The organism is Syntrophothermus lipocalidus DSM 12680 (assembly GCF_000092405.1).
Classification (GTDB): domain Bacteria; phylum Bacillota; class Syntrophomonadia; order Syntrophomonadales; family Syntrophothermaceae; genus Syntrophothermus; species Syntrophothermus lipocalidus.
Genome location: NC_014220.1, coordinates 534,422 through 555,180, shown reverse-complemented (window position 1 = coordinate 555,180; position 20,759 = coordinate 534,422). Strand labels below are relative to the sequence as shown.

14 protein-coding genes are annotated in these 20,759 nt (G+C 54.0%); all 14 read right to left on the bottom strand.

Annotated elements, in window-relative coordinates; all coding sequences use genetic code 11:
* Positions 1-76: 76 nt before the first annotated feature.
* The 14 genes from SLIP_RS02595 to addB all read right to left on the bottom strand — a co-directional run bounded on the left by SLIP_RS02595 (position 77) and on the right by addB (position 20,546).
* Positions 77-1,060, bottom strand: a complete 984-nt coding sequence (locus tag SLIP_RS02595) for an acyl-CoA dehydratase activase (RefSeq protein ID WP_041432644.1) — start codon at positions 1,058-1,060, stop codon at positions 77-79.
* 209 nt (positions 1,061-1,269) lie between these two features.
* Positions 1,270-2,373 carry a hypothetical protein gene (locus SLIP_RS02590; protein ID WP_013174718.1) on the bottom strand — a complete coding sequence of 368 codons (1,104 nt, stop codon included), beginning with the start codon at positions 2,371-2,373 and terminating at the stop codon, positions 1,270-1,272.
* A complete protein-coding gene (locus tag SLIP_RS02585) occupies positions 2,345-3,358 on the bottom strand; it encodes an acyl-CoA dehydratase activase-related protein (protein ID WP_013174717.1) in 1,014 nt (337 codons plus the stop codon). The genes SLIP_RS02590 and SLIP_RS02585 overlap by 29 nt, the downstream gene beginning before the upstream one ends.
* A gap of 23 nt (positions 3,359-3,381) precedes the next feature.
* Positions 3,382-3,726 carry a stage V sporulation protein AE gene (spoVAE, locus tag SLIP_RS12690; RefSeq protein WP_207635757.1) on the bottom strand — a complete coding sequence of 115 codons (345 nt, stop codon included), beginning with the start codon at positions 3,724-3,726 and terminating at the stop codon, positions 3,382-3,384.
* A 72-nt stretch (positions 3,727-3,798) separates the two neighbouring features.
* On the bottom strand, positions 3,799-4,812 hold the full coding sequence (gene spoVAD / locus SLIP_RS02575; RefSeq protein WP_013174715.1) for a stage V sporulation protein AD: 1,014 nt from the start codon (positions 4,810-4,812) through the stop codon (positions 3,799-3,801).
* 11 nt (positions 4,813-4,823) lie between these two features.
* Positions 4,824-5,291 carry a stage V sporulation protein AC gene (spoVAC, locus tag SLIP_RS02570; protein WP_013174714.1) on the bottom strand — a complete coding sequence of 156 codons (468 nt, stop codon included), beginning with the start codon at positions 5,289-5,291 and terminating at the stop codon, positions 4,824-4,826.
* A 219-nt stretch (positions 5,292-5,510) separates the two neighbouring features.
* Positions 5,511-6,257 (bottom strand): SigB/SigF/SigG family RNA polymerase sigma factor, encoded by a 747-nt coding sequence (locus tag SLIP_RS02565; protein ID WP_013174713.1) that lies wholly within the window; start codon positions 6,255-6,257, stop codon positions 5,511-5,513.
* 11 nt (positions 6,258-6,268) lie between these two features.
* The gene (gene spoIIAB / locus SLIP_RS02560; RefSeq protein ID WP_013174712.1) at positions 6,269-6,715 is read right to left on the bottom strand and encodes an anti-sigma F factor; all 447 of its coding nucleotides are present in this window, start codon (positions 6,713-6,715) and stop codon (positions 6,269-6,271) included.
* Positions 6,716-6,751: 36 nt separating this feature from the next.
* Positions 6,752-7,084 (bottom strand): anti-sigma F factor antagonist, encoded by a 333-nt coding sequence (gene spoIIAA, locus SLIP_RS02555; protein ID WP_013174711.1) that lies wholly within the window; start codon positions 7,082-7,084, stop codon positions 6,752-6,754.
* A 117-nt stretch (positions 7,085-7,201) separates the two neighbouring features.
* On the bottom strand, positions 7,202-8,347 hold the full coding sequence (locus tag SLIP_RS02550; protein WP_013174710.1) for a D-alanyl-D-alanine carboxypeptidase family protein: 1,146 nt from the start codon (positions 8,345-8,347) through the stop codon (positions 7,202-7,204).
* Between the two features lie 687 nt (positions 8,348-9,034).
* Positions 9,035-12,097, bottom strand: coding sequence for an AAA family ATPase (locus SLIP_RS02545; RefSeq protein WP_013174709.1), 3,063 nt, complete (start codon positions 12,095-12,097; stop codon positions 9,035-9,037).
* On the bottom strand, positions 12,094-13,251 hold the full coding sequence (locus SLIP_RS02540; RefSeq protein ID WP_423218574.1) for an exonuclease SbcCD subunit D: 1,158 nt from the start codon (positions 13,249-13,251) through the stop codon (positions 12,094-12,096). Before SLIP_RS02540 ends, SLIP_RS02545 begins: the two co-directional genes overlap by 4 nt.
* 109 nt (positions 13,252-13,360) lie before the next feature.
* Entirely contained in the window at positions 13,361-17,113 is a 3,753-nt protein-coding gene (addA, locus tag SLIP_RS02535) for a helicase-exonuclease AddAB subunit AddA (protein WP_013174707.1), read from the bottom strand.
* Positions 17,103-20,546 carry a helicase-exonuclease AddAB subunit AddB gene (addB, locus tag SLIP_RS02530; RefSeq protein WP_013174706.1) on the bottom strand — a complete coding sequence of 1,148 codons (3,444 nt, stop codon included), beginning with the start codon at positions 20,544-20,546 and terminating at the stop codon, positions 17,103-17,105. The genes addA and addB overlap by 11 nt, the downstream gene beginning before the upstream one ends.
* Positions 20,547-20,759: the final 213 nt, after the last annotated feature.

Sequence of the window (20,759 nt, the reverse complement as noted above, 5' to 3'; positions counted from 1 at the left end):
ATCATGTTGATATTTTACCAGACCATCATAAGCCAGACAACGAGTAATTTGGGTCATCGGGTTTTGCCAGCCAGAATCAAGCTAGTGCCCGGCAATCTGACGAGAGAGAAGTCTCCCACCTTCGACAGCGGTCTCCCCAGTAAGCCAGGACTTCCCCTCCCCGCTTGATGCTGACCACCTCACAAAGGTTAGGGCATCCCTGACACTCGAAACTTCGAGTCGTGAAATGGCCGTCTAAAACGTAATCCATGCCCTTAAAGTTCGTGGGCCGGCCCTTTTCCGCTACTGTCTCCCGGGCCAATAGCGCGGCACCTACTGCCCCCATAACACTATGGTACTGCGGTACAATGACCGGTTTTCCCAGAAGCTTCTCGAACGCTTGCTTCAGTCCTACGTTGGCCGCTACTCCCCCTTGAAACATCACCGGTTCCTGGATATCCTTACCTTTTCCTACGTTGTTGAGGAAGTTCCGGGCTAAAGCTTCGCACAAGCCGGCTATGATGTCTTCGACCGGATAACCCATCTGCTGCTTGTGTATCATATCAGATTCGGCAAAAACCCCGCAACGGCCGGCAATCCGAGCTGACTGGCGGGCAGCTAGGGCTTTCTGTCCGAATTCCTGAATAGGAATGTTCAGCCTCGCTGCCTGCTGGTCAAGGAACGAACCGGTCCCCGCCGCACAGACGGTGTTCATGGCAAAGTCAACTACTATTCCGTCCCGGATAATGATTATCTTCGAGTCCTGGCCCCCGATTTCTATAACGGTGCGAACCTCCGGATTGTACTGGTACGCGGCTATAGCATGACAGGTGATTTCATTCTTTACCACATCAGCCCCCAGCATCGTAGCTGCCAGTTGCCTCCCGCTGCCAGTGGTCCCCACCCCCTTAACAGGCGTACCGGGAAACTCTTTTGCCAACCTGGCCAACCCGTCTCTAACAGCCTGCACGGGGTTGCCCATGGTCCGAAGGTAAACAGAAGCCAGTACCTCGCCTTGACCATTAGATAAAACAAAATTGCTGCTTACCGAACCGATATCTACGCCCAAATAGAGTTCCAATTATATCACCCCGTATTGCCTCCCCCTCTCCTCTCACATACCGCATCTTTCGCCCACCACGTCGTTCTTCTGCCAGCCACAGATGAACGCAGACAGCCACTGAAAAACACCGATTATTATCAGAACAATACAGGAACCGCTATGAAGCGGAGTACTATTTGAGTTCTATTAGTAGACCTTGATTGCCTTGCCAAAACCCGTCTCCTCAATCAAGTGCAGGAGAAAAGGCTACCGTTGTTCATCCGCTTCCTATGTCGCACCATATCGATAAACGCCTCCAGCCGGGTCTGTACCCCGGCCTCTGCCGACTGTTCGTCGAAGTACATGGTCATCACCGGTATACCTTCCACCTGGCTCACCTTACCCAAGACGGATTGGGCTACGATCTCGGGCATGCAGGTTAGAGGCCCCACCTGTACCACCCCGTCAAAACCTTGCCGGGCCAGCTGAACCGTGTATCCCACTGTCTCTCTCCCGTGCCCTCCCACCCAGTCATTAAGGTACGGGCTGGAGCAAGCAACCGCTTCCCTACAACTTCCTACCTTAAGCACCCCACCCAAAAGATGATCGTTGACCCACTGGGGAAGTGATACTGTTTTCTTCACTTCTGCTCCCAATCTTCCCAGTCTTCTTTCTACCCGCAGGTTGCTAGCCGGTTCTAGGAGAGTGTATATTTCACCTACCAACCCGATCCTGAGTGGAGTACACCCGTTCTGAGGTAATCCGCCCAGTTCATCTGACGTAGCCAACACTGCTTCTCTGATTTCCATCGAAGTGTTGGCTCTGTCTACCTTTTTTAGCCCTTCTGCAAATACCTTTTCAGCCCGGTCTGGATCTAAAACGCGCGGCAAATAGTACCTAAGCTTTGATTCCAACTCATCAACTGCTTTCAGTTTTTCCCAGCCAAGACGTATGGCCTGTACAACCTTGAAAAAGGATACGTTTTGGCCCAAAAGCTTTAACTGTTTAATCAGGTCTTGCAGCCTGGAATCGGGAGCTTCCAAGACGATCAGCCTAAACTTAAAGCCAAGGTCTACAAGAATGTCCTTTTCCACCTGAGCATAGTACCCAAAACGACAGGGGCCCCAGCCACCGGCCATAACAATGGTATCAGCCCCGTTTTCCAGAGCCTCGATAAAATTTCCCATGTTGATCTTCAACGGCAAACAGGCAAATTCGGGTGAATGCCGCACTCCCAGTTCCATTGTCCGGGCCGAACAAGGAGGAGGCACTACCACTTCAAGATTCAATCCCTCGAAGAGAGATTTAACCGAGATCCAAAGATTACCCATGTGGGGAAAGGTGACTTTCATTTACTTGTTTCCTCCTCCATATCATGTCGCAGAAAGCTTCCAGCCTCGTTACAAGTCCTGCTTCCCCCGTATGCTCGTCCACGGTTACCAGCATGAAAGGGGTTTTCCTCACCCTCCGTTGTATTATCTGCCCGACCAGGGAATCCGGACCACAACCGAAACAAGCCAGGTAAATTATCCCGTCTATGGTCTCGTCACTGTCCATTTTTAAAGCTCCTCCGATGAGCTTTCGCCCCAAGGTCCAAAACATGCGCTTGGGCAAAGTTGCGGCATGAGCTTCAACTTCCTGCCCGGGCAACATTTCTAAAGTGACGATTTCTACCTTCATGCTCCTGAGTCGATTCAAGAGATCCAAGCTGATTACCTTATCGTACAAAGAGTACCCATGTCCCAAGACCCCTATTCTGAGTTTTCCTGTCCCGGCACTTTCAACGTTACCGCTGTTTTTTCCCGCCAAATTGCCGGTTTCCCAGGCTTCCAAGGCCTCATCCGACGAGTACCCTTGTCTGGTCAACCTGTTAAACCTTCTCTGTTCTTCCTGTCCCGCCCGGTAGGCAGCTTCGACCTGCTTTGGCTTACAGTTCAAGAGTTTTCCTACCTGATAGATGCTCGAGAAGAGGTCTCGTTCTCGCTTCGACATGTCAATCTTGGGCTCTATAAGCGGGGGTAAACCCGGCACTTGGGCCTTCAGCATGTCCGGTACGCCCATGAGCTTTGGACAGATATAGCTGCGCGGTTCAACACTGACCAAACGTGGCACAAACAAGTAGTCTACGTCTTTTCGGCAAAGCTCCTTTACGTGACCGAAGTACACCTTAACCGGAAGGCAAGCCTCGTCCACCGCCGTCAGAACCCCCTCATCCATAACGTGGTAGTTCGTAGCAGGCGAAGTCACCACCCTGAATCCCAGGGACAAAAAAAAGGTCTTCCATAGAGGATAATAGTAGTAGTAAAAAAGACCGCGAGGAATGCCTACAGTCTGCACCGCTGCTGCCCTCCTTCCCACTTTTATTCCTTGGGAGTGAACAATACCGCTGTTACGTAGCCAAACACAACCGCGGCCGCGATCCCAGCAGCAGCAGCCTCGACTCCCCCGCGAAAAGCCCCCAGTATGCCTGACTTGTTCATCCCTTCCAAAGCACCTTGAGCCAACAGGTGCCCGAACCCTGACAGTGGAACCGTGGCTCCCGCCCCCCCTAAGTTGACCAAAGGCTGGTAAAGTCCTATGGCGCTGAGAATTGCGCCTATCGTAACGTATCCCACTAGAATATGCCCGGGCGTAATCTCGGGTTTGGTCAGGTCCATCACTAACTGAGCTAAGAGGCAAAGTGCACCTCCGATTACGAAAGCCATGAAATACGACAACACGAGTTACCCCCTTGGTTCACGAGTCTACTCCTTTTTCACTCCGTGTCGTTAACCGGGTTAGTTCTCGATAGCCACCGCGTGCGCAATGCAGGGTATCGTTTCCCCTTGTAACGAACTGGTGGTACTCATCAAAGCCCCGGTTCCGACCAACAATATCCGGTTAAACTCTTTGGCCTGCATCCGGTTGAGTAACGGCCCGCATAACATCACTGCAGAGCACCCACAGCCGCTACCCCCAGCGTGAACATCCTGATCGATATCATAGATGAGTACCCCACAATCGCTTACGTGTTGTCCCAGCGGACAGTTTAGTTTTTGGCACAGGGATTCCATAAGAGCCAGTCCGTACTTGCCCAGATCCCCGGTTATAATCAGGTCGTAATAACGAGGATCGCGCCCGGTGTCTCGAAAGTGAGCGACGATGGTATCGGCCGCAGCCGGGGCCATGGCCGCTCCCATATCGTTCACGTCGCTTTGTCCCAGGTCAATCACCTTACCTACCGTGGCCGTCGTTATCCTGGGCCCGACACCGTCTCTTTGTATGATAAGGCACCCGCATCCCGTGACCGTCCACTGGGAAGAGGGGAGCCGCTGAGCACCTTGCTCGGTGGGAAAACGGAACTGCCGTTCAGCCGTGTGATGGTGGCTTGTTACTCCCACCGTCAAGGTGCTGTAAAAGCCGCCATCGATCAGCATCGCTCCCAGAGCAATCCCCTCAGCCATGGTCGAACACGCTCCGTACAGTCCCAAAAAAGGAATCTTCAATTCCCGGGCCGCAAAGTTGGCAGAAATAATCTGGTTGAGAAGGTCTCCTGCCAACAACACCTCGATGTTACCCAACGGCAAATTGGCCTTGCTCGCCACCAGCTTTACGGTTTCCCGCAGCATTTTGGCCTCTGCCTTTTCCCAAGACTGTTCCCCGAACAGGTAGTCTTCTAGAACCCAGTCAAACTCCTGGCCGTACGGGCCCTGCCCCTCCATCGGTCCCACTATGTTCGCCCAATTAGTAATCACGGGCGGGTTTTCAAAGTAAATACTCTGCTGACCGGTTCTCTTGGAAACCCGAGGCATTCATCCCACCTCTATTTAAACAAGTAAGCTACCAATCCTATTAGAACACCCGTAGTAATTCCATAAACCAGTACCGGCCCGGCGACCTGGAACATCCTCGCCCCCACCCCGAGCACGTAACCTTCTCTTTTAAATTCCATGGCCGCTGCCACTATGCTGTTCGCAAACCCTGTAATAGGCACGATAGAACCGGCTCCGGCCCTTTTGCCCAGCTCGTCGTAAACCCCGAGTCCGGTTAAAATGGCCCCCATCCCTATAAGCACCACGGAGGTCGCGGCTCCAGCTTCGCGGGCGTCCAGCCCGGTGGCTTTGAACAACTCGAGCAGTCCTTGCCCAATGGTACAGATTAACCCGCCAACCACAAAAGCCCACACGCTGTTTTTTAACACCGTGGGCTTGGGCTTTATTTGCTTCACCATCTCGTCATACTCCAAAGCGTCGATTTTCTGCACCTTGGCCTGTTCACTCTGGTCAACCATGATTTCACCCACCCTTTACATGGGTATTATGCGAACAAAAACCCGCTATTATACAAGCTATAAGGGCTATAAACCACTGATTGACACAGATTAACGCAGATTTGCACTAATTGTGCCGAGAAGGTGCGACCAGGGAGGGATTAGGTAGGAAAACAACACGAAGAGTTCCGTCACTCAACTCCTCGCTAACTTAAATAAGAGACACATAAAGAACGGCTATTAAATTGAATCGAGTAAACCCCTTAGTTTTTTCAGAGCTCTTTTCTCAAGCCGCGAAACCTGTACCTGCGATATACCCAAATCTTCGGCTATGGCCGACTGCGTTTCGTCTTTGAAAAACCGGCGAACGATAACCTCCCTTTCCCTGGGATCCAATCGCATAACCGCCTCTTTCAAGGCCACTTTTTCCAATAAGTCCTCTGTCCCCTCTCGGTCACTAACCTTGCTGATCAGGGGAAGAGGTTGTTCTTTCTCGTCTCCAGGCAACAAGTTGTATATGTATGTCGGGGGCTGGCACGCTTCTACCGCCATTACCACGTCATTTAATTCTAGCCCCAGCCGTTCTGCTATTTCGCCGATCGTCGGTTCTTTTCCGAACTCTCTTCGCAAGTCATCCTGGGCCGACTTGACCCGATAGTAGATCTCTTTGATACTCCGCTGGACTTTCAATATCCCATCATCTCTCAGGTAGCGTTTCAATTCCCCGATGATCATCGGTACAGCATAGGTCGAAAACTTTACCCCGTAACCAAAATCGAACCTAGCAATGGCCTTGAGTAACCCGATAGCACCGATTTGAAAAAGATCCTCAAAGTCGTATGGGGTGTTCTTAAACCTTTCCAAAGCCATATATACTAAACCCAGGTTACTCTGAAACACCGCTTCTTCCGCGTCCCGGTCTCCTGCCTGTGCAGCCTTGAGGAGAGCCTCCATCCTGTCTTGATCAATCTCGGTGCGATTCTTCATCGCTCTTCCCCTCAGGCCAGGGCTTGCCTATCTCGCTGCCCAAAGTCCCTTACCATCTTTACCTTGGTTCCTTTTCCTGGAGCAGAATCGACTTCCAGGTGGTCCGTGAACGACCTCATAAAGACAAATCCCATTCCGGTCCGCTCAGGGTCCGAGGAATAACCTGCTTGCATAGCCTTTTCTAAGTCCTCTATGCCCCGGCCATAGTCAATCACGGCCACCTCCAACACCCGTTCCTCGTATAGAGCAAGTTCGACAACAATTCTCCCATCTCTTTGATTTTCGTAACCGTGAATGATGCAGTTTGTAACCGCCTCGGACACCACCAGCTTTACTTCCTCCAGCTCTTCCAAGGTGCAATCTAGTTGAGCTACCAGGGCAGCGGCGCAGGTACGGGCCCAAGCCACGTTTTCGGGCAAACTCCAAAACTCCAGTCTAACGTAATTCTTGAGCTTCATCTTTCCCGGCTTGATCGCCGGAACACCTCCCCTTGTCTACAAGCTGATAATCTCTTTTTCGTCCTGGCATAGAGTCACGAGCTTATGCACGCCCGCCAGTTCAAGAATTTTTCGGATGCCGGGATGCGCTCTGACTATATACATCTTTCCTCCCACTGCCGAAATCTTCTTATACCTCCCCAGTATCACTCCTAAACCTGCACTGTCCATAAAAGAAATTTCTTCCAGGTCCAGTATCAGTTTCTGAATTTTTCGGGCCTGCATAACTCTGTCTATCTCCTGCCGGATTCGATCCGCTGCCAGTATATCGAGCTCACCTCCTATTTGAACCAAAAGAGTATCTTTGATTACCTTTAGCTCCAACCGCACAACTTGTCCCTCCCGGCTCCAATGCCAAAGCGCGGCAAGCATAGCTGCCGCACCTCGGTTGAGGTTACACCTGTTTCTTTCGCCAAATCTAAGAATAATTCCTTCCATTAAATGGTATTACAAACAAAATATTTTGCTCATGGCTTTTGTTATCTCCTTCCATATGCCACACCGCTCAACATCCCGGTATGCGACTAAATCTACAGTCTTTACCAAACGTCCCGAATTGTACACTTTTATTTCTCCCAGCTTCTGACCTTTCTTGACCGGGGCATCGATATAGTCCACCAGGCTTCTTTTGTAAGTAATATTCTTTTCTTCACCTTTCAAACAACTGGCACCCACCTCCTGCGTGCATATGGCCTCGACCCTGTCGTTGGTTCCCTTGCCTACACTTACCAGCCCGCACTGGCTTTGCGGTGCAAAGAAACTACGGTAAGCATACTTAGCAAAGCCGTAATTAAACAGCTTCATCGAATCCCGAAAATTTCCTCCTTTTTGGGGGGAAGCCATAACTACACAAATAAGACGCAGCCCGTTACGTTTCGCCGTGGATACCAAGCAAAACTTGGCCTCATTAGTCCAACCTGTCTTGAAACCATCAGTACCTGGATAATGCCAAAGGAGTTTGTTCGTGTTGTAGAGCTTGAACTCGCCTTGGCGCAGGTTGTATTCCTTGATGGAAGTGAACTCGAGGAGTTTGGGATAACACAAGGCATACCTGGCCATAAGCGCCAAGTCGTAGGCACTAGAATAGTGATCGGGATCAGGTAACCCGTAAGCATTGACGAAATGCGTGTCTTTCAACCTCAATTCTTTGGCTTTGGCGTTCATCCTCTTAACAAACTCCTCGTGACTGCCGTCCAAGTGTTCGGCTACCGCCACGCAGGCATCGTTGGCCGACCCTACCGCGATGGCTATCACCATGTCTTCAAAGGTCATCTCTTCGCCAGGTTCCAGGTAAATCTGCGACCCTCCGAGCTTCCAAGCGTTTTCGCTGGCTACCACTTTCTCCTTTAAATCTACTTTCCCTTTGTATAGATCTTCCATAGCCAAAATTAGGGTCATCAGCTTGGTCATACTGGCCGGTGGAAGTCGCTTGTGCTCGTTTTTCGCTAACAATACCTTGCCGGAATCTGCGTCCATCAGCACGTATGAATCGGCTTCAACATCCACCACCGCGCCCCATGCGGTCGTCGGAAACGCCAGGGAAAAGAACAAAACCCAGGCCATCAACCACAACAACCGCTTTCTTGTTTTCATAATTTATCCCCCCTCGTACCCTTTTTACTGAAAATCTATTTTCTCGTTGCCGGTATTATTCGTGAAGCAACTGTTAACAGCTGGCCGGGTAACTGAGTATAGCGTTGGGTTTCAGGGGAATAATAGAGCTAGAACCCGACTCGAGGCATCAGGGATTTGTAAATCCAGGTCTGGCGTAACTTGACACGGTTCGCTATTCCTTATGGCCATCAGGAGTCGGGTTCTTAAAGGCCCGCAAGCTGCCTTCTACTCGGTAGAAACCCTTCAAATCCGGTTATAACCGGTTTGATATAGATGGCTTGCGGGTCTTTCTATTTCATATAAAATTAGACGCTGATTGACGCAGACTTATTCTTTTATTAATTAATATATTGAATCCGAATGTGCGCGTTTACCGAAGAATGTCAAGCATTCTTTTCCATGATTTTCCTGGATGTTTTCGTTAAGAAAAACGAATTACTCCGCGATAAGGGGACATACTAAGGGTAGCTGAAGGGATCAAGCAGGCAGAGCCTCACAGGAAAAGGTCCCTGTAAAAGGATAAATCCTTTTCCTGTTAAACAGAGTAAATCCCGGGTATCTGTTATCCCTTCGGCTCAAGTTGGCCCGCAAGTTGGGTTACAGGCTGTCGGTAATGATACCCTGTAATCCACGGTTCGTCTGGTAGGCTTGCGGGCCTTTATGCTTTTAGCCGACCACGAACCGGGCGGTGCTGCCTTTTTCTGTAGGCCGTATCTCGAGCCGGGCTGGAATCCTCTCCTTCAATTCCGGTACATGCGAAATGATACCTACCAGGCGTCCAGATAGTTGAAGGTCGATTAGAGCATCCATAGCCAGGTCCAGGGTCTCCGGATCGAGGCTGCCAAAGCCTTCATCCACGAAAATGGTATCCAGCCGAATACCCCCGGCATAGCTTTCTACCACGTCGGCCAAACCCAAGGCCAGGGATAAGGCAGCAAGAAAGCTTTCTCCTCCGGACAGGGTGGCTGCCGATCGTTCCAGTCCGGTATAGGCATCGAATATAACCAGGTCCAATCCTGCAGCTCCCCGCGCTCTCGTACGCTCTACCGTCCTCCGTAGTTGGTAACGTCCCCGGCTCATAACCTTCAACCTCTCGCTGGCGGCCAGGGCTACATCGTCCAGCAAAGCACCTAGTACAAACCTCCGGAAGCTAAGGCCGAGGCTGTTTTTCCCGCTGGCCACATCTGCCAGGCGACCTAATACCCCGTATTCGGCTTCGGCTTTTTCCAGCTTTTCGTCTACCTTGAGCAAAGCCTTAAGCCATTTCTGGTCGGCCCTGATACCGTTCTCCAGTTCTATTTTTTTGGTCTCCAGTTGTTCCCACCTATTGCGGGCTATTTCTAGTTCGGCCGCCAGTGCTGGCAAATCTGGAGGGGGCAACCCCTCTGCTGCCCTCCGGGCCCGCTCGTAACGCTCTTTGGCCGTATGCAATGCTCGCTCGAACTGGCTGACTGCTTGCTCCATTTCGGCGATTTCTTCGAGGGCTTTCCGAGCATGGTGGTATGAATGCAAGTCGGGAAACCCGTTTTCTTGCAAGCGTGAATAGAAACGGGTTTCCTCCTCTCTTAGCCGAGTATCGGTTCTTTCCAATTCATTAGTTAATCCTTGTAGCATTGCTTCCGCACGAGCCGCAGCCCTTCCCGCTTCTTCCGCATCTTTTCTGGCGTTTTCTAAGGCATCGTTCAGGCTTTTCAGCCTTGTTTGAACCGATCTGATTTCGGCTTCGATGACAGGTTTCTCCCTCAGCTCAGGCGGAACCCCGGCTTCTCTCTCCTCCCGAACCGCCCGAGCCGTTTCCCACTTCGCCTGCGCATCTTTCACCTCCTTTTCGATCCGAGATGCCTCTTCTTTAGCCTGTCCCGCCTGCCTTTCCAGCTCTTGGAGTTCCGAGGCCAAACTTCCGGCGTCCCGAGAGGCCTTGAGCGCTTCTTGCCAGAGGCGTCTGGCCTCGACAACTCGGGCCTGAAGCCTCTGGATGTCTGTTTTCGCCACGTTCCCCAGCTCGGCTTCGAGATCCCGAACCCTGTTTTCAGCCGTGTTCTTTTGGGCAGAACTGGAATTGAATTCTTTGAGCGCCCGTTGGAAACCCGTCTCAGCCCGCTGCCATTCTCTTTCGGCGGCTCTCAACGCATCTTCTCCCTGAAATTCACCTGCCGCCTGAGCCGGCGCCGGGTGCTCAACTGATCCGCAAACCGGGCAGGGCCTTCCGGGAACCAGCTGGTTAGCGAGGACAACCGCCTGGGCCCGCACCCAACTGTCCTGCACCTCTTTGTAGCGTCCCCGGGCCCGATTCAGACCTTCCTGGGCTTGGCTAAGAGCCAGCTCTGCTGTTTGATAGCTTTCTTGGACAGAGGACAGCTCCTGCCTCAACTCTTCCAGCCGCTGGCGGCGCTGTAGGTTTTCTTCCCAGTCCCGGTACTGTTTTTCGCGAGCCCCAGCCTCTGCTGCCACTTCTAAGGCCGCCAAGCGCGCTTTCATAACCTCTTCCCGCCTGGTTTCGATATCGGCAACCTTCTTTTGGACTTGGTCCCACCGCACCTCTGCTTTCTTCAAAACTGCAAAGGCTTGGTTTTCGGCCTGGCGCGCGTTTTGGAGAAGCTCTATCTTCTCCAGTAAGTCTCGAAGCCAGCCCAGTTTCTGCCGGAGATCTTCCCTTTCCGGTTCCTGTTCCAAGTGGCTCTTCAAGGCCTGGTCTGCCGACTGTTTCTTTTCCCTCGCGGTTTTAAGCTCCCGATCGCTTTTTTCCACTGCCTGTTTTAGCCGGGCAGCCTCCTTTCGGCGCGATAGCACCGCTTCCTCCAAATCGACCAAGGCTGCCGCTCTTCTGGCCTGTTCCAACTCGCGTTTCGCCGCCTCCATTTGAGCCCTTTGCGATTCGAGTTGGATCCAAGCAGTCTCCGCTTCTTCTTTTTCCTTAATTTTTTCCTCGACCTTTTGGGCCTCGTTTAGAACCAGCTGCCTCCGTTTAACTTCCTCCGCGGCCTTTCCCAGGGCCTCGGCTACCTCTTTCAGCTCCATCTCGCTCCGATGACGTCTTGCTTCCAATTCTTGTGCGTCCCGGGCTTCGGCTGCCTGCAGAATCAGACTCCGCTGCTGAGAAAGTTTTTCTACTTGTTTTTTGGCCTCCGCAGCGGACTCCCGCAGGGCTTCCTCTATGCGGCCGTAGTTGTCGATGTGAAAGAGGGTCTGGAGGATATCCTGGCGCTCCCGGGAACTCGCCGTTAACAGTTTGCGAAACTCGCCCTGGGGTAAGACTACCACCTGGCGAAACTCGGCGGCGGTAAAACCCAAAAGGCTTTCCACTTTTTCGTTTACCGCATTTACCCCAGATGCCAGAACCGCCCACTCCCCGTCCTGACATGACACCCCTTTCTGATAAAGCGTCGCCGCTGCCGGCTGAACCCTCGTCCCCTGCCCCCGTTGCCTGGGACGTTCCTGTTCCGGCCAGCGTTCCACTTTGTAAACCCCGTCTCCCAAGGCAAACTCGAAAACAACCTTGGTTTCTTCCCCGAGGGAACAATGATGGCTGCGCATGTTTTTACCGTCGCGTCCCGTACTGGTTGTTTCACCGTAGAGGGCAAAACAAATGGCATCGAGAACCGTGGTTTTCCCGGCCCCGGTAGGACCGTGAACCAGAAACAGGGAATGTCCACCCAGTTCATTAAAGTCCACAACCTGAGTGCCGGCATAAGGTCCAAAAGCGGTCACGATTATCTTGATCGGTTTCATTCCGTTTCCCGCTCCTTTCGCCCCCAATCCTCAACCACTCGGGCGAAGGCCTTCGACTCTTCTTGCGCCAGCGGTCGGGAGGTCACTTGCTCGAAAAACGATGAAAAAAGATCTAAGACCGTCATTTTGCGGTGGTCTGTTGACGGGCGGATATTCTCCGCTCGCGGAACAAGGTGGGGTCGGTCGACGTGAAGGAGATTCGGGTAAACTTCTCGCAGCCTGCCCATGGCATCGAGAATCGCCCCTTCATCGTTGAGGGTAATCATGAGGTAATCGTGGCAAGAACCTCCACCGTGAGGTCCCTTTAAAAGGTCGGCCAGGTACCCTTCCAAGCACCGGACATCTCGCCGGGGAGACAAAGGTATCTCTTCCAGGGTTACGTTCCCCTCCCCGTCTAACTCCACCAAGCTTACGGATTTGCGGTGAGAAGCCTCGGCGAACGAGTACTTCAAAAGAGACCCCGAGTAGCGGATGCTATCACCACCTGCCGACTGCGGCCGGTGAAGGTGGCCCAGAGCGGTGTAGTTAAAAGTCAAGAAACATTCCCGGCTCACGGTTCCTGCTGTCCCGACGGCCAACGGTCTCTCCGATTCGCTCGCCTCTGCCCCGGCCACAAACGCATGGGCTACCGCAACCGATCTTGCGCCCCGGGGAAGACGGCTGACCATTTGGGAAACTACGGCCTTCATGGCCTGCTCATGATTACCTACCTCTTGCATCCCGAACCGTTCCTGGATCACCGGCGGCTCGGCATAGGGAATGGGGCAGAAATAAACCGGTCCCCACTGATCGTAAATCACCAGAGGCTGTGCATCATTTCTGGGCTTGCCCACGATATGTAACCCCCGGGTGACCAGTAGCCGTCCGGCAAATCCCAGCCTTTCAGGGCTGTCGTGGTTACCCGCCACCAGAATCACCTGAACCCCGCACTCCATAACCAGCCGGGTTAGAACATCGTCCAGGAGCTTTACCGCCTCGATCGGCGGCACCGCCCGGTCGTAGACATCCCCCGCGATTAAAACCACGTCCGGCTCAGTATCCTTCACTAGCCTGACCAGTTCATCCAGAACATACGCCTGGTCATCAGTCAGGTGAACCCCGTAAAAAATCCGCCCCAGGTGCCAATCGGCTGTATGTAAAAACCTCAAGAACACCCCTCCTAACAGATGAAATACGCCACCCCTGCTAAAATCTTCCCGAAAATCTAGCCACAAACCTCTATGACACTTAAGAGTGTCACCACCAGGTGTCATGGAGGTCTGCTCAAATCTTGACCGCCAGACCACCGGACAGGAAATACAGGTACTTTTTTTTGACCGGCTTCTTCAGTATCCGTTCAACCGCCAGGGCGTAGAGATCAACCTGAGGCCGGTACTTTGCCACCAATTCTTCCACCCGTCCCGGTCGCAGTTCGTCGGTTTTGTAGTCGATGAGTACAAAACCATCACCTTCATCCAGGAGGCAGTCGATAACCCCCTGCACCAGGACCCGTTCGCCGTACCCGCAAAGCTCACCCGAGTACAGTTCTTCCGCGGGTAAGGACAGGCTGAAAGGCAGCTCCCGTAAGACCGCTTCTCCGGCTCGCACTATACGCCGTCCCAGTTCTCCCGCAAACAAGCCCGCGATGGCATCGATATCGACGACCTCGATCTGGTCTGGACCCAGGATCTCCCTGGCGACCATCTCTTCCAATTCCCGTTTTACCCCCGTGACATCTCCCGCTTTAGCCGGGTCAACGTGCTGCAGCACCAGGTGCATTATGCTCCCCCGCTCGGCGGCGGTAATGCCCCCGGTCTTGCGGTAGAACCGGGGATGAGAAACGAAATCGGTCCTACGCATCTCCTCTTCTGGCCCGTACCATTCTCCGGAAGCGGCAAAAATGTTTCGGGCTTCGGTAACCGAGAATTTGGCCTTCTTCCCTAAAGCCTTTTCCCACGGATAGCGCCACGATAGTCTGCGTTCCACCTCGCCCAGGCCATCCCCGGCTGCCAGCTCGACTCCTTCCCCCGTCGTAAACAAGGAGTCATCGTCTTTGGGCCTTGGGGCAGTAGCCGCCCGCTCTTCGAGCTCGCTCGCCTTCACCACCCTTACGTCAAAATACACTTCTCCCTCCTGCTGCCCGTTCTCTTCGCCCGCCCGCTGCCATAGCTCTAATCCACCTGCCTGTCTGACTGCTGCCGGAGCTATCCAATCCAGGTAGCACCTGGCTCGAGCTAAAACCGCTTCGGGTAGAGTGTCCGCCCCGGTACTGGCAGCACGGCACCACTCCCCAGCACTCTTGTTCAGGTTCTTCACCGTTCCTACCAGAACCAGCTTTTCCCTGGCCCGGGTCATGGCCACATACAGAAGCCGCATCTCTTCCGCCAGCATCTCCCGCCTGATCCTGTTCTTCACCGCCAGTTTCGCCAGGGTAGGGTAGGTCACGGCAAGATCGCGGTCCACGAACTCCAGTCCGATTCCCAGCTTCCGGTGAACCAGCACCTTGCCCCTGAGGTCGGCAAAATTGAACATCCGTCCCAAGCCAGCCACGAAAACTAACGGAAACTCCAATCCCTTGCTCCGGTGAATACTGACCACCCGTACGGCATCATCGTTCTCGGCGGTCACCGCTGCGGTTCCCATTTCCCAGCCGTTTTCCTGCATTCTCTCCACGAACCGCAGGAAGTGAAACAACCCCGTGAAAGAAGAGTTTTCATACCGCGCTGCCCAGGTTTCGAGCAGCCGCAGGTTGGCCTGTCTCTGCTTACCGCCTGGCATGGCCCCTGCGTAATCGTAGTAACCGGTATCCTCGAACAAGTTCCAGAGAAGTTCCTTGGTCCCTCTTCTCCGGGCCACGGTACGCCACCCCTCCAGTTTACGGAAAAACTCCTGGAGCTTTTTCCCTACAGGGTTGTCGCCTTTACCCGCCACCCTAACCGCCGCCTCGTAGAAACTGCCCTCGGGGAGGTGTACCCTGATCTCCGCCAGTTCCGCCGCGTTGAATCCCCCAATCGGCGAGCGCAGAACCGCCAGGAGTGGAATGTCCTGCCGGGGGTTATCGATGATGTTTAGTAAAGATAATACGGTTTTTACCTCAATGGCATCGAAGTACCCGGTATCAACCTGGGCGTAGGCCGGTATACCTGCTCGTCGAAGCTCTTCTACGAAAGCCTGGGCTGCCCCGCGGGTCGTTCGCAGCAAAACGGCGATGTCGCGAAAACACAGCGGGCGGTAGTCCCCGGCTTCCCGGTCCCACACCTTCACGCCTTCCTTACGCAACCTCTCTATTTCCGCCGCTACCAGCCTGGCTTCGAGCTGGGCCTGGTTGAAGAGCACCCGATTGTCCCCCTGTTCCTCTGACCCTGAAAACACCCCATCGTCGTCCCACTGCTCCTCCAGGCTGTCGTCCCCGGGTTCTACCCCATCCCCAGCCGCATCGACAATCACCAGTTGAACTGGTTCGGTGCCGAGATCCTTACCGTCATCCGAGTCCGGGTAGACAGACCCCGGGACCAGTTCTGATTCACCACCATATTTCATCTCAGCCACCCCCGGAGCCATGATCTGGCCGAAGAGGTAATTCACGGCTTCTATCACCCTGTCCCGGCTGCGGTAGTTCTGCTTCAAGTCTATTCGCCGCTCTCCATTGTCGGCTTGCCGTGGGTAGCGGTGGTATTTTTCTAGGAAAAGCCCGGGTTCGGCCAACCGGAAACGATAGATACTCTGTTTTACGTCCCCGACCATGAAAATACTGGATCTTTTCGCTTCTTGCTTCGATATCAGGTTAAGAATCGCCTCCTGTACCGCGTTAATGTCCTGGTATTCGTCGACCAAGATTTCTACGAACCTCTCTCTGAACTCCAATGCGATCGATGACGGGGTAAACCTGTCACACCCTTCATCCTCTCTCGACAAAATCCTCAAACAATAGTGTTCGAGGTCGCTGAAGTCAAGCACCGACCGCCGCTCCTTGGCCCCCCGGTACCTTTCGCCGAATTCGCTCACTAGGCCGATCAGAGCCTCGACTACCGGGGCCATCCTGCGCATATCGTTCGCCTGCTGCTCGGGGGTCCTGCTGAAGACGGTTTTACGGATGGAATCGATCCGTTTTTTCACCTGATCCCGGATGGTCTTTACCTGTTCCTGTAGCTCGGAGCGGATCCCGTCCTTCTTGCGCAGCGGCTTCAGACCGGCAAAAGACGCGCCGTCAAACCCCTCTCCCAATTCGGCCCAGCTTCTCTTACACAAAGAGGACAAGCTGCCGAGCATCTTGAGGTCTTGCTTAAGGTTGTCAATATAAGCTACCGGCCCTCCGGGCTTGAGGCAAAGGGCGATGGCCCTTTTTATCTCCTCGATACAACCGCCGATCTCCAGGCCGATACCCTGCTTCAATTCTTCGCACCACGCGTACGCGTCTATGGACTCCACCTGTTTCGCCCATTCCCCCGCAACCTGTCTCAACCAATCTCCAGGACAGGGCAAGCTGCGGGAGAAGCGGAAAAGCTTCAAAACCAGTTCCTTTAAGCCCTCGTCGTCCCGCTCCCCTCCGTAAAGGTCGACCAGAGCAAAAAAGCTAGCATCTCCTCCCGCGTACTTTTCTTCCAGCAAAGCCTCCAGCACCTCCAGTTGCAGGAGTTCGGCCTCGGTCTCGTCAGCTAGGCGAAATGCAGGGTCCAATCCGACCATATAGAAGTGTTCCCTCACCACGTCCAGGCAAAAGGAGTGCATAGTGGCGATGCAGGCGTCGTTCAAAAGAATCATCTGGCGCCGAAGATGCATCGATTCCGGGTTACGGCTGATCTCACTTGCCAGTTCTGCCCTTATCCTTTCTCTCATTTCCGCAGCAGCAGCATTCGTATAAGTTACGACCAGCAACCGGTTGATGTCGATAGGGTTTACCGGGTCCTTGAGGTGGCCCATAATACGCCCGACCAGTACCGCCGTTTTTCCGGTTCCGGCCGCCGCCGAAACCAAAAGGTTCCCTCCCCGCCAGTTAATCGCATCAAGCTGTTCACTCGACCAAGCACTATTCTCCATCTATTTTGCCCCCTTGGTTCCGCTTGAGGTTCTGCCAGACCATCGCTTCCTCCAGGCTATCCCACACCCGGTACGAGTCCCCGCAAGCCACGTCGAACCGGCAAACAGCCTTGAGCCCGCAGTAGTCACAAGCCGTACGATTCCCTTTGGCAAACGGGCTTACCGCGATTTCTCCTGCCAGTATCCTCTGGCCTCTTCTTTTGGCCATATCCCGGAAATGCCGTCTCAGCCACTCGAACTGCTCCCTCAAAACTACCTTGGAGCGGGCGGTGAAGCTTCCATCCTTTTTCACACCTACCGGTATAACGTGGGAATTGCCAGCCAGTCCCCGGTGCATAAGCTCTACCGCTTCCCCCTCCGCCAGAACCAATCCTTTTAGCCTGAAGGATTTGAGCACCTCGAGCTCCGCTTTTTCTGGCCCGTCCACATTCCCCTGTATAAGAGGGTTCTTGACCTCGAAGTAAAAAACCCCCGCCGGGACCGCTTCTTTCCCCCACAGAACAGCGGCGTTCTCGACCACCGCGTCCAGGTAGGCGATAAGCTGCAGGCGGAGACCGTAATACACTTCGTCCAGCTTGAAGCCGGTCGAACCCGACTTGTAATCTATGACCCGCAGGTAAACCCCTTCTCCGTTAGGGGCGGCGTCTACCCGGTCTACCTTCCCCACCAGTTTCAGTTTTACGTCACCATCGTCCACCACAAGCGGTGGAATCCCGTTCCTCCCTATCTCCAGTTCTAGCCCTACAGGCCTGAAATCGCCGCAAGCTAAGTGTTCGGCCACGGCCCAGGCTGATACTTCCACAATTTCCTTCAGCTTGCTTACGAGATAACGCCGCCGCTCGCTCAAGGTTTGCATCTCCGACTCCATCGCGGTTACCATCTCCGAGACTATCTCGTCTGCCAGTTCCCGGCATTCGTCCCGGCCTACGGTTTCCCAGGCAAGCCTCCGAATTTTAACTTCTTCCACAAACCTCTTCAGGGCGTCATGGAAAAAAGTCCCCAGGTCTGCCGGCCTTATCTTAGCGGTCTCCTTTTCCTTAGCTCGCAAACCGTACCTTATGAAATAAGCGAAAGGACACGACGCAAACTGCTCCAGCTGGCTCACGCTCAGGTGGAGGGGATAACCGTAGAGCCTCTGCGCCAAATCCCCCCCCAGCGGTTGTTCTTCATTCCGGTAAAAGAACCCTTCCAGCACCCGGTGCAAAGCCTGGGTATGATTCTTTTTCAACCATTTGTACGCACCGGCCCACACCGGGTCCAGTGCCCCCAGGCTTCCGGCCTCCCGCAGCCTCGCCGCCAAAAAAGAAAGGGCCCTGCCGGGAACCGCCACATACGCGAGGTCGCCCGCCCCCCCAGGAGGTTCCAGGGAAACCGTCGCGACCTCGATGCTTGGGAACACCTCTCTTAGCCTATCGATGACGGGAGAAGCGTTCATCGCTCTGCCTTCTTCATCAGCCCGAGGGTAGCTGACCCACAAGTATTCGCTCGCCCTGGTCAGGCCAGTATAAACCAAAAACTGCTCCTCGAACAGCCGCTCTTGTCTCCCTGGGGCCAGCTCTACCCCGAAGATTGCCAACTCGGCCCGTTCTTTCTCGCTCAAGAGACCATCCCGCCGGGGCGGTTGCGGCAGCACCCCGTCATTGACCCCTAAGATGAAAGCCGCCTTCACCTCCGAAGGCCGCGAGCGTTCGAGTGAACCCACAAAGACCTGGTCTAGCCCAGGAGGTATCAGACCAAGCGTCAGCCCCCCTAAACCCGCATCCAGAACGCGCAGGTACTCCTCCAGTGATACTGGGTAATCTTCCAGGGCGTCAACCATTTCATCCAGCAGGCCCAGAAACTGGTTATAGACCTCGGCGTGTTCCGCCGCCTCCTCGAGCCTCCCCTCGGCTTCGGCCGCCCTGCTCCAAGCCTCCAGCTCTTTCCGTACCCCAAGTTGTTCCAATAACAGGTAGAGAGCCCTGGTCACCGATCCAGCAGTCGGGCTGTTTTTGACCTGTTCCTCAAACCATGCCAGGGCTGCTACCGCCTTTTCCCGAATTCTGTTTATGCGCGCAAGGTCCGCCGTTTCTTCGGGGTCTTCTTCGCCTAGCGAGTACCGCCGCCGGTATGCCCAGAGCTTGCCATCGGCCCACCTCGACCCCTTTATTCCGTGAGCCAAGACGTAGTTCTCGAGCTCGTCCACCTCTTCGCGGGAAACCGGAACCAGGTCCGTTTTCAGGAAGCGGAAAACCGCCTCGTAAGACCACCCGGACAGCACCACCTCCAAGGCCGACCTGACGAGCTCGATCAAGGGGTAACTGGTAACCGGCCTTCTGGAGTCGACAAAGCAGGGTAGCCCATATACCTGGAAAACCTGGGGCACCAGTTCTCCGTATATGGACAGGTCACGGACCAGAACCGCGATATCCCGAAAGCGGTATTCCCGTTCCCGGCATAAAGCGAGTATCTCGCGGGCCACGGCCTCGACTTCCGCCCGCCGGTCCTCTGCGGCTACCAGCTTCAGCCCCTGAACTTTCCCGGAGAAAACGCGGCCGGGCCAGGCCGGAAACTCGCGTTCGAGATGGGCCAAGGCCTCGTTCTCCCTGAACCTCGGGAGTCCGTTCTCGCCTAGAATTAAGGCCGGCTCCACCTCAACCCCTGCCCGGTTGGCGATTTGCAAAAGACGGGTGTATGTATTGTAAGTGCAGAAAAAGACTTCTTCCCGCTTCACGGTCTTTGTCAAAGCCCCGGGGTCTAGACATAGCAAGAAGTTCACCCGGCTCGAGGTTTTCAAAAGCGAAACCAGAACCTCGTATTCCTGGGGCGTAAATCCCTTAAAACCGTCGACCCATACCTCGCTGCCCTGGCATGTCTGCGATTCCCCGATCTTCCGGGCACAAAAATCGAGATAATCGTCCGGATCAATCAGCCTTCCTTCCAAAACCTGCTGAAAACCTCGATAAATCACGAGAAGGTCCGCCAGCTTGTCTTTGGCCAGCGACTCCCCCTGCCAAGAGGCCAGCACCTGTTGCAGGTCCTCCGGCTTAACGTGATAAGCCTTAAGCTCACCTATGGCCTGGGCCAGCCGGTCGTAAAAACCCGGCTGCTTCGCTACCCGGGCGAAAGCCTTCAGCCGGTGCCGATTTTCCTCCAGGAGGCGGCAGAGCACCATCCTCTTGCCGTTATCACCCAGAAACGGGCGGTTAGCCCCTCCTGTTTCCTGCAAAACCCGCCAGGCCAACCTACGGAAGCTGTAAACCTGAGCCCGAAAAGACCCTTCCAGCCCCGGTAGCCCGGTAAGCTTTTGCTCCATCTGGAAAGTGCTCTGTTCAGGGACGAGGATGATAATACTGGGCCCCAAAGGGCGGTCCTGGAGCTCCTTTTGTATCTCCTCCAGGCAGTAAGTGGTTTTCCCAGCTCCCGCCCTGCCGATTACAAACCGCAAAGTCATGCTTTCACCCTCCTCCCGATTCCTATTGTATGACCAAAGATCCACGCTGCTTTGTTGAAATTAATCTCCCTACAAAATAATTTTACGGTACCCACCTCATCCTGGCAAAAGAAAAAGGAACAAACATTCGCCTGTTCCTTGTCTCTAATTTTAAGCTTATTGTTTTTCTTGGTCGAGTCGATTGCCTCATCCTCTTTTTAGTTTGTATTCAGA

Coding starts and splice junctions, on each gene's coding strand:
- SLIP_RS02590 (WP_013174718.1), bottom strand. CDS start 2,373: ATGAAAGTCACCTTTCCCCACATGGGTAATCTTTGGATCTCGGTTAAA.
- spoVAE (WP_207635757.1), bottom strand. CDS start 3,726: ATGGCTTTCGTAATCGGAGGTGCACTTTGCCTCTTAGCTCAGTTAGTG.
- spoVAD (WP_013174715.1), bottom strand. CDS start 4,812: ATGCCTCGGGTTTCCAAGAGAACCGGTCAGCAGAGTATTTACTTTGAA.
- spoVAC (WP_013174714.1), bottom strand. CDS start 5,291: ATGGTTGACCAGAGTGAACAGGCCAAGGTGCAGAAAATCGACGCTTTG.
- SLIP_RS02565 (WP_013174713.1), bottom strand. CDS start 6,257: ATGAAGAATCGCACCGAGATTGATCAAGACAGGATGGAGGCTCTCCTC.
- spoIIAB (WP_013174712.1), bottom strand. CDS start 6,715: ATGAAGCTCAAGAATTACGTTAGACTGGAGTTTTGGAGTTTGCCCGAA.
- SLIP_RS02550 (WP_013174710.1), bottom strand. CDS start 8,347: ATGAAAACAAGAAAGCGGTTGTTGTGGTTGATGGCCTGGGTTTTGTTC.
- SLIP_RS02545 (WP_013174709.1), bottom strand. CDS start 12,097: ATGAAACCGATCAAGATAATCGTGACCGCTTTTGGACCTTATGCCGGC.
- addA (WP_013174707.1), bottom strand. CDS start 17,113: ATGGAGAATAGTGCTTGGTCGAGTGAACAGCTTGATGCGATTAACTGG.
- addB (WP_013174706.1), bottom strand. CDS start 20,546: ATGACTTTGCGGTTTGTAATCGGCAGGGCGGGAGCTGGGAAAACCACT.